This is a genomic window from Brachyspira hampsonii (assembly GCF_001746205.1).
Taxonomy (GTDB): domain Bacteria; phylum Spirochaetota; class Brachyspiria; order Brachyspirales; family Brachyspiraceae; genus Brachyspira; species Brachyspira hampsonii_B.
This window is the reverse complement of the sequence record NZ_MDCO01000010.1, coordinates 198,317-210,956: the sequence shown is the minus strand read 5'-3', so window position 1 is coordinate 210,956 and position 12,640 is coordinate 198,317. Positions and strand designations below refer to the sequence as shown.

General features: G+C 27.8%; 16 protein-coding genes. 8 read left to right on the top strand and 8 right to left on the bottom strand.

What is annotated here, in order from left to right; all coding sequences use genetic code 11:
• Positions 1-12 precede the first annotated feature (12 nt).
• Genes BFL38_RS08620 through BFL38_RS08610 form a run of 3 tightly spaced genes read right to left on the bottom strand, consistent with a single transcriptional unit; the run spans position 13 to position 3,524 of the window.
• The gene (locus BFL38_RS08620; RefSeq protein ID WP_069726672.1) at positions 13-2,388 is read right to left on the bottom strand and encodes a glycoside hydrolase family 3 C-terminal domain-containing protein; all 2,376 of its coding nucleotides are present in this window, start codon (positions 2,386-2,388) and stop codon (positions 13-15) included.
• A gap of 60 nt (positions 2,389-2,448) precedes the next feature.
• Complete coding sequence (locus tag BFL38_RS08615) at positions 2,449-2,970, bottom strand: GNAT family N-acetyltransferase (protein ID WP_069726671.1); 522 nt, start codon at positions 2,968-2,970, stop codon at positions 2,449-2,451.
• Positions 2,961-3,524, bottom strand: a complete 564-nt coding sequence (locus BFL38_RS08610; RefSeq protein ID WP_069726670.1) for a GNAT family N-acetyltransferase — start codon at positions 3,522-3,524, stop codon at positions 2,961-2,963. Before BFL38_RS08610 ends, BFL38_RS08615 begins: the two co-directional genes overlap by 10 nt.
• 131 nt (positions 3,525-3,655) lie before the next feature.
• Here BFL38_RS08610 and BFL38_RS08605 point away from each other — a divergent pair, with 131 nt between their 5' ends.
• The 6 genes from BFL38_RS08605 (at position 3,656) to BFL38_RS08580 (ending at position 8,726) form a co-directional block, all read left to right on the top strand.
• Positions 3,656-4,819 (top strand): restriction endonuclease subunit S, encoded by a 1,164-nt coding sequence (locus tag BFL38_RS08605; RefSeq protein WP_069726669.1) that lies wholly within the window; start codon positions 3,656-3,658, stop codon positions 4,817-4,819.
• Between the two features lie 194 nt (positions 4,820-5,013).
• Complete coding sequence (kdsA, locus tag BFL38_RS08600) at positions 5,014-5,829, top strand: 3-deoxy-8-phosphooctulonate synthase (protein WP_069726668.1); 816 nt, start codon at positions 5,014-5,016, stop codon at positions 5,827-5,829.
• Positions 5,830-5,833: 4 nt separating this feature from the next.
• A complete protein-coding gene (locus tag BFL38_RS08595) occupies positions 5,834-6,514 on the top strand; it encodes a cytidylyltransferase domain-containing protein (protein WP_069726667.1) in 681 nt (226 codons plus the stop codon).
• Positions 6,504-6,881, top strand: a complete 378-nt coding sequence (locus BFL38_RS08590) for a GIY-YIG nuclease family protein (RefSeq protein ID WP_069726666.1) — start codon at positions 6,504-6,506, stop codon at positions 6,879-6,881. The genes BFL38_RS08595 and BFL38_RS08590 overlap by 11 nt, the downstream gene beginning before the upstream one ends.
• A gap of 87 nt (positions 6,882-6,968) precedes the next feature.
• Entirely contained in the window at positions 6,969-7,766 is a 798-nt protein-coding gene (locus BFL38_RS08585; RefSeq protein ID WP_069726665.1) for a transketolase, read from the top strand.
• Between the two features lie 42 nt (positions 7,767-7,808).
• Positions 7,809-8,726 (top strand): transketolase family protein, encoded by a 918-nt coding sequence (locus BFL38_RS08580; RefSeq protein WP_069726664.1) that lies wholly within the window; start codon positions 7,809-7,811, stop codon positions 8,724-8,726.
• Positions 8,727-8,792: 66 nt separating this feature from the next.
• Here the strand turns inward: BFL38_RS08580 and BFL38_RS08575 are convergent, their stop codons facing one another.
• From BFL38_RS08575 to BFL38_RS08565, 3 genes are all read right to left on the bottom strand, one after another.
• A complete protein-coding gene (locus tag BFL38_RS08575) occupies positions 8,793-8,972 on the bottom strand; it encodes a (2Fe-2S)-binding protein (RefSeq protein ID WP_069726663.1) in 180 nt (59 codons plus the stop codon).
• Positions 8,973-8,992: 20 nt separating this feature from the next.
• Entirely contained in the window at positions 8,993-9,211 is a 219-nt protein-coding gene (locus BFL38_RS08570) for a (2Fe-2S)-binding protein (protein WP_069726662.1), read from the bottom strand.
• A gap of 79 nt (positions 9,212-9,290) precedes the next feature.
• Positions 9,291-9,821 (bottom strand): HdeD family acid-resistance protein, encoded by a 531-nt coding sequence (locus BFL38_RS08565; protein WP_069726661.1) that lies wholly within the window; start codon positions 9,819-9,821, stop codon positions 9,291-9,293.
• Positions 9,822-9,952: 131 nt separating this feature from the next.
• On the opposite strand from BFL38_RS08565, the gene rsmH reads away from it, so the two are divergent.
• Positions 9,953-10,855 carry a 16S rRNA (cytosine(1402)-N(4))-methyltransferase RsmH gene (gene rsmH, locus BFL38_RS08560; protein ID WP_069726660.1) on the top strand — a complete coding sequence of 301 codons (903 nt, stop codon included), beginning with the start codon at positions 9,953-9,955 and terminating at the stop codon, positions 10,853-10,855.
• A 16-nt stretch (positions 10,856-10,871) separates the two neighbouring features.
• Entirely contained in the window at positions 10,872-11,207 is a 336-nt protein-coding gene (locus BFL38_RS08555; RefSeq protein WP_069726659.1) for a septation ring formation regulator EzrA, read from the top strand.
• Here the strand turns inward: BFL38_RS08555 and hprK are convergent.
• Both hprK and BFL38_RS08545 read right to left on the bottom strand, forming a co-directional pair.
• Positions 11,201-12,166 (bottom strand): HPr(Ser) kinase/phosphatase, encoded by a 966-nt coding sequence (hprK, locus tag BFL38_RS08550; protein WP_069726658.1) that lies wholly within the window; start codon positions 12,164-12,166, stop codon positions 11,201-11,203. The genes BFL38_RS08555 and hprK overlap by 7 nt on opposite strands.
• The gene (locus BFL38_RS08545) at positions 12,166-12,630 is read right to left on the bottom strand and encodes a PTS sugar transporter subunit IIA (protein ID WP_069726657.1); all 465 of its coding nucleotides are present in this window, start codon (positions 12,628-12,630) and stop codon (positions 12,166-12,168) included. Before BFL38_RS08545 ends, hprK begins: the two co-directional genes overlap by 1 nt.
• Positions 12,631-12,640: the final 10 nt, after the last annotated feature.

Below are 12,640 nucleotides of genomic sequence, written 5' to 3'. Positions count from 1 at the left end.
CTTTTTTATTAATTATTTATTTAAAGTATTTATTAAATTTTCAATATCTTTTCTTGTAATGATTCCGGCACTCATAGTAGGAAGTGAGCGAAGAGGAGTTTCGAGTATCATACTTTCAAACATCTTTTTAGTATCTGTTTTATCATCTTTAAATATATCATTAAGTCCTGATAAGAGTTTATTATAAAAATCTTTTGCTATATCTTCATCTAGCAAATCTTTTAAATTATTATTAAGATGATAAGGTTTAGAGGCTTTAATATTTATAGGTTTTAATTTTCTTCCTAAAAGCTGCTGAAATTCATTATCTGAAATATTTATTTCTTTAAAGTTAAAATAGCTGTCAATTCTTTTTTGATAATAATTAATAGAATTTATTTCCATACTTTTACTTAATAATAAATTTCTTGATGAATTGCCTACATATATAGTATATATTCCGCTTTCTATTTCATATTGTTTTGTATCTACATTATAGAAAGAGAAACTTCTTTTATTTAATTTTAATATGATAGTTTTAGTTTCACCCGGTTCTAAAAATACTTTTATAAAGGATTTTAATTCTTTTTGTGCTTTGAATACATTGTTTTCAGGAGCAGAAATATAAATCTGAGCAACCTCGCATCCGAATACATCACCCGTATTTTTTATATCAAAAACTACATGTATATTATCAAGTCCTGCAATAGTGTTGGCATCTGAAACAATTAAATTTGAGAATTCAAAAGTTGTGTATGATAATCCAAACCCAAATGGAAATAAAACATTCTTCTGTGCTGTATCATAATATCTGTAACCTACGAATATTGATTCTCTGTATTCAACAGCTTTATTGCCTCCCGGAAAATATTTATAGCTTGGATTATCTTCCAAACTTAAAGGAAAACTTTCAGCTAATTTTCCGCTAGGATTAACTATACCAAATATTATATTGAAAGCAGCACTTACAGCGGCTTCTCCTGCTAAATATAAATTAAGAACTCCTTTTACTTTATCAAGCCAAGGCATTAAAACAGGTGACCCAATAGAAAGTACAACAACTATATTTTTATTTACTTTTGAAATTTCTTCTATTAAATGATTATGATTTTCCGGTAGATTTAGATGTTTTCTGTCAAAGCCTTCAGATTCATAAGAGTTGATAAGTCCTGCAAATATTATCACAATATCTTTATCTTTTGATATATTTACTGCTTCTTCTATTAAAGTATTATCTATATCTGGAGAGCTTGAATCGTATCCTTTAGCATAATTGAATTCTATATTATTTTCTTTGAAATATTCTTCTGCATTGTCTAATTTATAAGGATTTATAAGAGAGCTTCCATTACCTTGATATCTAGGCTTTTGAGCAAATTCTCCTATTACAGCAATTTTACTATCTTTTTTGGCAGGAAGTATTTTATCTTCATTTTTTAATAATACTATAGAGCTTTCTGCAATTTTTCTAGCTATATTATGATGTTCTTCTCTGTCATAATCAAAATTATCATAAATATTATCCATAGAATATAGAGAGAAATATAAAAGTCTTTCTACAGCTTTATCTAATGTTTTTTCATCTATAATGGTTTCTTTAACAGCATTATAAACTTTCTTATCATCTTCACCATTAGTTGAAGGCATCTGTAAATCAAGCCCAGCCTTTAGAGCTTCAACTCTGTCATTTACAGCCCCCCAATCAGAAATAACAATTCCATCAAATCCCCATTCATTTCTAAGTATATCTGTAAGCAAATATTTATTTTCTGATGCGAATATTCCATTAACACTATTATAAGAGCACATAACAGTAGAAGGCTTAGCCTCTTTTATAGCTATTTCAAATGCATATAAATATATTTCTCTTAAAGCCCTTTCATCAACAACACTGTCTATTATAAGTCTTAAAGTTTCCTGATTATTAGCAGCAAAATGTTTAATGCTTGCTTGTATTCCATTATCTTCTAAACCGTTTATCCAACCTGATGCCATTTTTCCGGCTAGATATGGGTCTTCTGAAAAATATTCAAAATTTCTTCCACAAAGAGGAGATCTTTTAATATTTACTCCAGGTCCTAATACCACAGAAACTTTATTTGCCTTAGCCTCTCTCGATATAGCTTCACCCATTTCATACATTATATTAGGATCGAATGAGCAGGCAGAGCAGCAGGCGGTAGGAAAGCAAGTTGATAATAGAGATTTTTGCAAACTTAATTCTCCAGATTCTGTGCTTTGTTTTCTAACTCCATGAGGTCCGTCGGTTAAGTATACGGAATCTATTTTTAATCTGCTTATTTCTTTTGTAGACCAAAAATCTTTCCCGCTTAAAAGAAATGTCTTTTCTTCTAAAGTCATTTCTTTTATTAATTCTTTTATTTTTTGCGAGTATTTATTATCATTCATAATTCAATACCTCAAAATGTGATTATTATATCTATATAATAGTATAAATATTTTAGTAAATCAATATAAATTGTATATATTCTTATGTAGAAGATTAACTATTTTTTTGTATTCGTAACTCGTAAGTTCATTTGATGACATTAATCTGAAATCTATAAATGAAACTTCTCCATTGTCAAGAAAATAAGGATATGGATATGTATCATTATATAAATAAAAACCTAGAGATCTATACCAATTTACTCTTCTATATGCTAAATCATTGGTATTTTCAGGTACAACCTCCACTATTATATTACTATACATTTTCATTAATTCTTTTAATGCATAAGAGCCGTATCCTAAAGATCTATATTTTTTCTCTATGGCAAAATATTCTATATATAAAAATTCTTCTAATATCCAGCATAAACAAACGCCTATATGAATATCATCTTTTTTAATTTCATAAAGATTTTTTTTGAGTTTTTGATTATTTAAAGACTCTTTTAAACTCCAATTTTCTCGGATATTAAAAGAGTCTTTTATAATTTCTTCGCTATAATTTGAATAGTTAATACTTTCAATTAGTTTTATTTCCATTTATCTAATTCATCTAATCTAGGTTTGTATACTTTATTATATATTATTTTTATTATATTGTCATGTTCATTTTTATCTTGTAATTTTCTGCTTGTCATTATTTTCATTTTTATACTTGATATTTTTTGATTTTCATCTATGCAAGGCATATCATAATCATAATCTGCAAGTATAAGTCCGAATCTTTTATACCATTCTATACGCTTTTTGGCTGTTTCATTTAAATCATAAGGTTCTACTTCTATAACTATTAATTTGCTGTTCATCATATCTAGTATTTTAGTAAGCACTTGAGAACCGTATTTTTTACCTCTTAAATTTTTATCTATAGCTAAATATTCTCCGTAATTGAAATCTTCTAAATTCCAAAGCATAGTTAATCCTATAGGAATATCATCATCTAATATAGAATAAAATTTATAATTATGATTATCTTTGTTTTCTAAAGTCATTTCAAAATTCCATCTTTCTTCAGGAGGAAAAGAATATTCATATAATTGTTTGTAAAAATCTTTGTTTTGTAAATTTTCTTTCATTTCAATTAATTTAATCATAATAAAACTCCAATATTAGATTTAGTCCGATTATATACTATTTTTTAAATTAAGTAAATACATTATTTTTTTATTACTTGAATAAATCATTATATTGTTTATACTTTTTATAGTTTACGAGGTTTTTTATTATGAGCAGTAACAAATTACAATTACCGATAGGCTGGAAGGAATGCAAATTGAATAATATATGTTCTATAATAGGGGATGGATTGCATGGAACACCAAAATATAATGATGATGGTGAATATTATTTTATAAATGGAAATAATTTAATGAATGGAAAAATAGTTTTTAAAAATGATTCAAAAAAAGTAGATGAAGCTGAATATAATAAATATAAAAAAATATTAAATGATACAACAATATTTTTATCTATTAATGGCACAATAGGAAGTACGGCATTATATAATAATGAAAAAGTAGTATTAGGAAAAAGCGTATGTTATTTGAATATAAATCCAAATAATGATAGAAAATTTTTAAAATATTTATTAGACTCTCAAAAATTTCAAAATTATATATATAACTATTCTACAGGTACAACTATAAAAAATGTATCTTTAAAATTAATAAGAGAATATAATTGTGTTATACCTCCTTTGGAAGAACAAAAAAGAATATCAGAAATTTTGTCTTTATGTGATGATGTGATAGAGAATCTTAATAAATTAATAGAGAAAAAAGAGCAGTATAAGAAAGGTGTAATGCAAAGAGTGTTAAGCGGCAAAGTCAGATTTAATGGATTTACTGATGAGTGGAAAGAGATAAAAATATCTGATTTAGTAGAAAAAAATATTATTTTTATAGAAAAAGGAAAAAATATAAATAAAAATAAAATATTATCCGGAGATATTCCTGTTATAGCAGGCGGTAAAATTCCTGCATATTATCATAGCGAGTATACACATGATTTTCCTTGTATAACTATCAGTGCATCAGGAGCTTATTCTGGTTATGTTTGGCTTCATAATGATAAAATTTGGGCTTCGGACTGCAATGTTTTATATACTGAAAATAAAAAATATAATATTAAATTTTTATTTTATTATTTAAGTTATATACAAGAATTAATATATTATATGCAGACAGGCGGAGCACAGCCTCATATATATGCTAAGGATATAATTACTTTAAAAGTACCAAGTATAAGTATTAAAGAACAGGAAAAAATTGCAGGTTTTCTTTCAGTTATAGATGATGAAATTGAAAATATTAAAAAGCAGTTGGATTTGAGAAAGGAGCAGAAGAAAGGTATTATGCAGAGGCTTTTAACAGGTGAAGTGAGGATTTAAAGTTTTGTATATAATTGTATAATAAAAATTACTAAGCCTTATTCATATATTGTTATAATAGTCTATATGCGACTAGCTGTAATATTAAGAAATACTTTACTGAATGCATTATACAATCATTAATAATCAGATTGACTTTAAGTTTTAATATAGTATCATATAAACATAATTTTTGTATTTTTAAAGGATATAATATGATTTTTGATTATAAAGGTATTACTAATAAAAATAAAGATTTAATATTTGTTGCAGGTCCTTGTGTAATAGAAAGCGAAGAAATGACAATGACTATAGCAAAAAAATTAAAGGAAATAAAAGATAAATTAAATATACAATTAGTTTTTAAAGGAAGTTTCGATAAGGCAAACAGAACATCTCTTTCATCTTTCAGAGGTCTTGGAATGAAAGAGGGACTTCAAATACTTCAGAATGTAGGTAAAGAATTTAATTTTCTAACTTTAACAGATATACATGTACCTACTGATGCTGAAGAAGCTGCTAAATATGTTGACTTTTTACAGATACCAGCTTTTTTATGCAGGCAAACTGATATGCTTAGGGCGGCATGCGAAACAGGAAAAGCGGTTAATGTTAAGAAAGGACAATTTATAAGCGGTTATGACTGTAAATATATAGCTGATAAATGTACTGATGCTATCAATGAAAACAGATTATTTTTATGTGAAAGAGGTACTATGTTTGGATATGGTAATTTAATAGTTGATATGAAGAACTTAGAAATAATGAAAAATTATGCACCTGTTATGTATGATGCTACACATTCTCTTCAAATGCCGTCTGCCAATAATGGACAGTCTGGAGGGGCTAGAGAGTTTATACCTGCTATATTGAAATCAGCTGTTGCTTTGGGAATAGATGCTGTATTTATGGAGGTGCATCCTAATCCTGATAAAAGTCCTTCAGATTCAGGTACTATATTTGATTTGAGTAAGGTTGAAGAGTTATGGGCTCAGGTTATAAAAATTAATAATTTGGTTAAGAGTTTGTAAAAATATGAAAAAAATAGTTATTATACTTGCTTCAAGATTGGGTTCTACAAGACTTCCTAAAAAAGCATTAAAACCTATTGCTAATTGCGATAGTATGCTTGAGCTTATTATTAAAAGATTAAGAAGTTCTAAAAGAGCTGATGATGTAGTTGTGGCTACTGAAGAAAAATCTTATGAAGCTTTTAAAAATATATTTGATAAATTGAAATGCAGTTATTTTATAGGAAGTGAAGAAGATGTGCTTAACAGATATAGAAAAGCCGCTGAAGAGTTTAATTCTGATATAGTTGTTCGTGCTACAGGTGATAATCCTTTAGTTGGCATTAAAGCATTGGATATGATTATAGATTATCATATAGAAAAGAATGCTGATTTGAGTCATTATGATTTACTTCCTTACGGCAGCGGTGTGGAAGTGATAAGTTATGAGGCATTAAAAATAGCTGATGATAATTCTAAAGACAGCTTTGAACATGAACATATCACACAGTATCATTATAGGAATCCTGATAAATTTAAAATAGAAAATCCTAAAGTTAAAGAGGAATTTGCTATGCCGGAACTTAGAACTACAGTTGATACAATAGAAGATTATAATAATGTATGTAAGATTTTTGAAAAATATAATAATGACATATATATAGATGTTGATACTATAATAAGTGATATAAGAAATGGAAGATAATAAAAGTTATTATGTTTATATAATACTTTGTGAAAATAATTCATACTATACAGGCATTACTAATGATCTTATAAATAGATTCAATAAGCATGCAAAGGGTAGGGGAGCTAATTATACAAAATTTCGTAAGCCGTTAAAATATTTATCAGCTTGGAAAACCGGGAGTGTTAATATAGCTTTAAGTATTGAACATTATATAAAAAGTGTGGATAAAAAACTAAAAACTATATTTATAGAGAATAATAGGCTTCTTAAAAGTTATTATATAAAAGAGATGAAAAATAAAAAGAAAGATTTTAATATAAGTATTAGAAGTATTAGTAAAAAAGATATAGAACATATAAATAATATACTGCATAATAAATAAATATTGATAAACAAATAATATTATTTGACAATAATATTTTTGCATTGTATCATTAAGAAAAATAATATTAAATAAGGAATTATTATTATGTCTTCTTTAAATACTCAAATAAGAAAAGATATAGTAAGTATGGTTTATAACGCCAATTCAGGACATATAGGCGGTTCTTTATCATTGGTAGAAATAATGCATACACTATATTTTAAGATTATGAATATCGATCCTAAGAATCCAAAAATGGACGGCAGGGATATATTTATTATGTCTAAAGGACATGCTTCTGCTGTACTCTATTCTACATTAGCTCATAGAGGTTTTTTTCCAACCGATGAGCTTTTAACTTACAGGAAATTAGGATCAAGACTTCAGGGGCATCCTTCTAAGAAGAATTTAGATTGTATTGAGGCTTCTACAGGTTCTTTGGGGCAGGGTGTTTGTATAGCTTTAGGTGCTGCTTTAGGCTATAAACTAGATAAAAAAGATGCCAGAGTGTTTGTTGTAGCCGGAGACGGAGAAGCTCAGGAAGGTACTTTCTGGGAATCTGCTATGGCTGCTGCAAATTATAAATTGGATAATTATACTCTTATAATAGACAATAATGGATTGCAGATAGATGGTAAAAATGATGATGTTATGAGTTTGGGTGATTTAGAAGCTAAAATGAAAGCATTCGGTTTTGAGACTTATGTTGTTGATGGACATAATGAAAAAGAACTTGAGGAAGTATTTGGTAAAAAAGTATCAGGAAAGCCTAAATGTGTGATTGCAAAAACAGTTAAAGGTAAGGGAGTTTCTTTTATGGAAAATGCTGTAGGATGGCATGGAAAAGCTCCTAATAAAGAAGAATATGAAAAGGCTATGGAAGAGTTAAATAAACTTGATTAATGAAAATTTTTGTTTAAGTATAAAATTTAAGGAATAATTACTATGGAAAAAAAGGCAATAAGAAATGCTTATGGAGAGGCTTTAAAGCGTCTAGGTGAAATAAATAAAAATGTTGTAGTTTTAGATGCAGATTTATCCGGATCTACTATGACTAAACTTTTTAAATCTGCTTTCCCTGATAGATTTTTTAATATGGGAATAGCTGAACAAAATATGATGGGAGCAGCTGCAGGATTTGCCATTGAAGGTAAAATCCCTTTTGCTTCTACTTTTGCTATGTTCGGTGCGGGAAGAGCTTTTGAAATTATTAGGAATTCTATTTGCTATCCTAAATTAAATGTTAAAGTGGCTGTTACTCATGCTGGTATATCTGTAGGCGAAGATGGTGCTAGTCATCAAAGTATTGAAGATATATCTTTAATGCGTTCTATACCAAATATGACAGTAATTGTGCCTTGTGATGCAGTTGAAGCAGAAAAAGCTGTATTTGCTGCTGCTGAATATGATGGTCCATGCTATTTAAGAATGGCAAGACCTGCTACTAGTATAATAACAAATCAGGATACTCCGTTTAAAATAGGAAAAGCTAATGTACTTAGAGAAGGCAAAGATGTATGTATATTTGCCTGCGGAATATTGGTTCCGGAAGCTCTAGAAGCTGCTCAAATGGCTGAGAAAGACGGAATATCTGTAACAGTTGTAGATATTCATACTATAAAACCAATAGACAGAGAAATTATTGTAGAAATGGCTAAAAAGCATAAGAAACTTATTAGTGCTGAAGAGCATTCTATAATAGGAGGACTTGGTTCTGCTATATCTGAAGTTTTGACAGATGAATATCCTGCTAAACTTATAAGAGTTGGTATGAAAGATGTTTTCGGAGAATCAGGAACAGTTGAAGAACTTATTAATAAATATGGTCTTAATGCAAAGGCTATTTATGATATTATTAAATAATTAATGAATTAATGATGATAAAAAAGGAGTGTATTTTTTAATACCCTCCTTTTTTATGTTCACGCATTACTTTAAATTGAACTTAAACATTTCTTTCAATTTATTTCTGCATCCTCCGCATTCTGTTCCGGCTTTAGTATGTTTTACAAGTTCTTTTAATGTTTTTATGTTATGCTCTTTTTCTAAATACTTTATTTCTTCAATAGAAAGTTCTTTACATTTACATATAAAATCATTATTTATCAATTTATATATCCCCACTTTTATTATTTATCTTTTACACTTTTTATATTTCCTGTTTTTTTATATTCTTCTAATAAATCTTTTATATCTCCGCGGCAGCTCCAACAGGTAATTCCTGCCTTTGTATGATGCATAACCTCTTCTAATGTTGTATAATTATTTTCTTTAATTGCATCGATTACTTCTTTATATTTTATATTTTTACAAAAGCATATAGTGCTGTTCAAATTCTTTTCAAACATAAATTTCTCCCAAATTAATAATTGGACTCATTTTAACAATATTAGTAAATAAAATCAATACATATTTACCTGTATAATTTTATATTTTAAAGAATTTGCCGAAAGCAAACCATAATTGTAATGTTATTATACCATATAATATTAAAGATAATCCGATTATAACACTAACATAAACAGCACCGAGTAGAGGATTTAAAGTTAAAATAATTCCTGCAATCAAAGTAAGTATTCCGCTTAATATTGAAAGTCCCCATTGATTATATCCTAAATTTTTAAGCTCAATAGAAGAAGATATAGCAACAACCCCTCTTACTATTACAAAGAAAGCAACCATATATGGTATAAATGCACCGCTTATTTGTAAATTGGAAATAATTATAATACCGCATATCGCTGATATTATACCATCTAGCAGAATTAAACTTGAACCTGATTTATGTTTTAAACTAAAGAAATAGAATATAGCACTTATTCCAGAGAATATTGTTAAAAATCCTATTGTATAAGCCAATATTAAAACTGTTTCTATTGGATTAAATAATGTTGCTATACCTGATATTATCAATAGAATACCAAAAATTAACCATAAAGCTCTTCCCAATTTTCCCATACAAAACTCCTTTATTAATAGATATTAATTTATATATGATAATAAAATTTATAAAAAAAGCAATATAAAAAATTATACTATTTTTTTAATTAAAATTATTTTAATACTAATTGTTCCGATAATATTTGCAAATGGATGATAATATTGAACTAGATATAGTGCATACACCTGTTATGCTTAAAGAAGTGCTTAGCTTCATACCAGATAATGCGGAAATAGCTGTTGATGCCACATTAGGTGAGGGCGGACATACTAAGGCAATGCTTGATTTAAATCTTGAAGTGCATAGTTTTGAAAGGGATTCAGCCATTCTTGAAATAGCTAAAAAAAGACTTAAAAATTATGATAAGTTTCATTATTATAATAATACTTATGATAAGATGATGGAAGAGTTAGATGATAGTGTAATTGGTAATGTTGATTTTATGCTTTATGATTTAGGGGTATCTTTATTTCATTTTAAGAAAGCTGAGAGAGGTTTTTCTTTTAAAGATAATGTAAGACTTGATATGAGGCTAGGACTTAATGATAAAAGTGCTTATGATATTATAAACGGATACAGTGAAGGAGAATTAGAGAGAATATTTAGAGACTATGGAGAAATTAGTAATGCTAAGAAAATGGTAAATATCATAGTAAAAGAAAGAAATAGAAGAAAAATAGAAACTTCAAGAGAATTAGAAAATATTATATTTCATAATACCGATAAATCACAAAGATACGGAAAAATTCATCCGGCAACTTTAGTTTTTCAGGCTATAAGGATAGAAGTTAATGATGAGCTTAATATACTTGAAAAATCAATATTAAATATACCTTCTATACTCAAAAAAAATGGTGTAGTTGTAGTTATGAGTTATCATTCTTTAGAAGATAGAATAATAAAAAAATTTTTTAAAGAAAATGAGAAGACTAAGAATAAAGACGGTATATTTAAACTTCTAATTAATAAAGTGAAACTTCCGACAAATGAAGAAATAAAATCTAATCCTGCAAGCAGAAGTGCTAAGATGAGAATAGCTCAAAAGGTATAATTTTGGAGATAAATATATGAATGAGAAGAAGCAAAATATAGATAAAAAAGAAAAAAAAACATATTCTATAGGATCTCTTTTTATAGTTATAATATTATTCGTGATAGTAATCAGTATTTTTACATTTGCAAGAAATGTTAAAGCCAATGAAATACTTGCAGAATTATCAAAACTAGATAATGAAATAGAGCGTTTAGAAAAAGAGGTTAAGGTGCTTAGTGCTGAGGAAGCAGAATATTCATCTCCTAATAGATTTATAGAAACAGCTATAATAAATGGATTTACATCTGTAAGCGGTGATAATAATGATATACTTTATTTAAAAATAGAAGATGAAAATAATAATCAATAATTATTTGCTATACCTGGTTTTTTCTTTTCTATTTGAGCTATTAATGCTTTGTCTAATTCTTTAGCACTGTTATATCCCATCTGTTTTAATCTGTAATTTTTGGCGGCGGTTTCTATCAATATGCATACATTTCTTCCGGAACGAACAGGTATTTTTTGATAAGGCACTTCGGTATTTAATATATTATAAGTTTTGTCAAATAATCCCATTCTGTCATATTGTTCATCATCTTTCCAATGTTCTAGTTCTATAATTAAATCAAGTCTTTTTTTATCTCTAATGGCACTCATACCTGAAAGCCTGCTTATATCAACTACACCGATTCCTCTAACTTCCATATTATGCTTTATATATTCGTTCTTTCTTCCTATTATTCTGCCGTCTTTTAATTTTTTAAATTCAACTATATCATCAGATATAAGCCTATGTCCTTTTGATATAAGCTCTAAAGTGGCTTCGCTTTTTCCTACGCCGCTTTTACCTAAAATTAAAACTCCAACACCAAAAACCTCTACTAATCCTCCATGTATAGTGAAAGATTCAAGGAATTCTTCCTCTATTAGGGATTCTATTCCCCTAATCATATCAGATGTTTTTAATTCACTTATTATTACGCAGATATTATTTTTTTTAGCTATTTCCAAGAATGATTCAGGAGGATTTATATTGTAAGTGAATATGCATATAGGTATTTGATAACTAAGCATTTCTTCAAATACATCTATTTTATTTTCTTCATCTAAAGTTAGAATATAATTAGCTTCGCCTTTTCCTAGTATTTGTATTCTTTCGTATGCAAAATCTCTGAAATACTTAAATAATGCCATACCCGGTCTATTTATATCATAGCCTAGTATATCATTTTCCATTCCTATAAGACCTGTTAAGCGTCTTATTTTTAGGGCATTATTTTTGGCTTCATTAAGTTCAAAGAATTTAGATACTGTTATTTTAGGCATTATATTTTCATTTCCTCTTTAGCGATGAGTTCCATAATTTCTTCCGGTTTTTCAACATTGATAAGTTTTTCCAAGAAATGAGGATTATCTCTTAGTATTTTTGCTATTGCGGTAAGCACTTTTAAATTTTCACTAGCTGAAGTTTTTGGGGCTAGAAGCATAAAAACTGCAAATACTTTTTTCTTATCTACAGATTTATAATTGATTCCATTTTTTACAGTTGCTACACTAAGTACAATATTTTCTACAGCATCAGTTTTGGCATGAGGTATTGCTATACCGTTTCCTACACCCGTACTCATTAATTGTTCTCTAGCCATAATAGCATGTTCAGCATCATTTTTATTGACAAGTAATTTGCATTCATCTAGTCGCTCAACCATTTTAGAGAGAAGACGCTCTTTATCCGTTTCCTGAACATCTATCATTATAGAATCTTTATTGATATAATCTATTAAACTCATTATTATTCCC

Bases quoted from the DNA above. Each gene is read 5' to 3' on its own strand.
- BFL38_RS08585 (WP_069726665.1), top strand. From the start codon at position 6,969: ATGTCTTCTTTAAATACTCAAATAAGAAAAGATATAGTAAGTATGGTT.
- BFL38_RS08555 (WP_069726659.1), top strand. From the start codon at position 10,872: ATGAATGAGAAGAAGCAAAATATAGATAAAAAAGAAAAAAAAACATAT.
- BFL38_RS08545 (WP_069726657.1), bottom strand. From the start codon at position 12,630: ATGAGTTTAATAGATTATATCAATAAAGATTCTATAATGATAGATGTT.
- BFL38_RS08595 (WP_069726667.1), top strand. From the start codon at position 5,834: ATGAAAAAAATAGTTATTATACTTGCTTCAAGATTGGGTTCTACAAGA.
- BFL38_RS08620 (WP_069726672.1), bottom strand. From the start codon at position 2,388: ATGAATGATAATAAATACTCGCAAAAAATAAAAGAATTAATAAAAGAA.
- BFL38_RS08615 (WP_069726671.1), bottom strand. From the start codon at position 2,970: ATGGAAATAAAACTAATTGAAAGTATTAACTATTCAAATTATAGCGAA.
- BFL38_RS08580 (WP_069726664.1), top strand. From the start codon at position 7,809: ATGGAAAAAAAGGCAATAAGAAATGCTTATGGAGAGGCTTTAAAGCGT.
- BFL38_RS08590 (WP_069726666.1), top strand. From the start codon at position 6,504: ATGGAAGATAATAAAAGTTATTATGTTTATATAATACTTTGTGAAAAT.
- BFL38_RS08570 (WP_069726662.1), bottom strand. From the start codon at position 9,211: ATGTTTGAAAAGAATTTGAACAGCACTATATGCTTTTGTAAAAATATA.
- rsmH (WP_069726660.1), top strand. From the start codon at position 9,953: ATGGATGATAATATTGAACTAGATATAGTGCATACACCTGTTATGCTT.
- kdsA (WP_069726668.1), top strand. From the start codon at position 5,014: ATGATTTTTGATTATAAAGGTATTACTAATAAAAATAAAGATTTAATA.
- hprK (WP_069726658.1), bottom strand. From the start codon at position 12,166: ATGCCTAAAATAACAGTATCTAAATTCTTTGAACTTAATGAAGCCAAA.
- BFL38_RS08565 (WP_069726661.1), bottom strand. From the start codon at position 9,821: ATGGGAAAATTGGGAAGAGCTTTATGGTTAATTTTTGGTATTCTATTG.
- BFL38_RS08610 (WP_069726670.1), bottom strand. From the start codon at position 3,524: ATGATTAAATTAATTGAAATGAAAGAAAATTTACAAAACAAAGATTTT.
- BFL38_RS08605 (WP_069726669.1), top strand. From the start codon at position 3,656: ATGAGCAGTAACAAATTACAATTACCGATAGGCTGGAAGGAATGCAAA.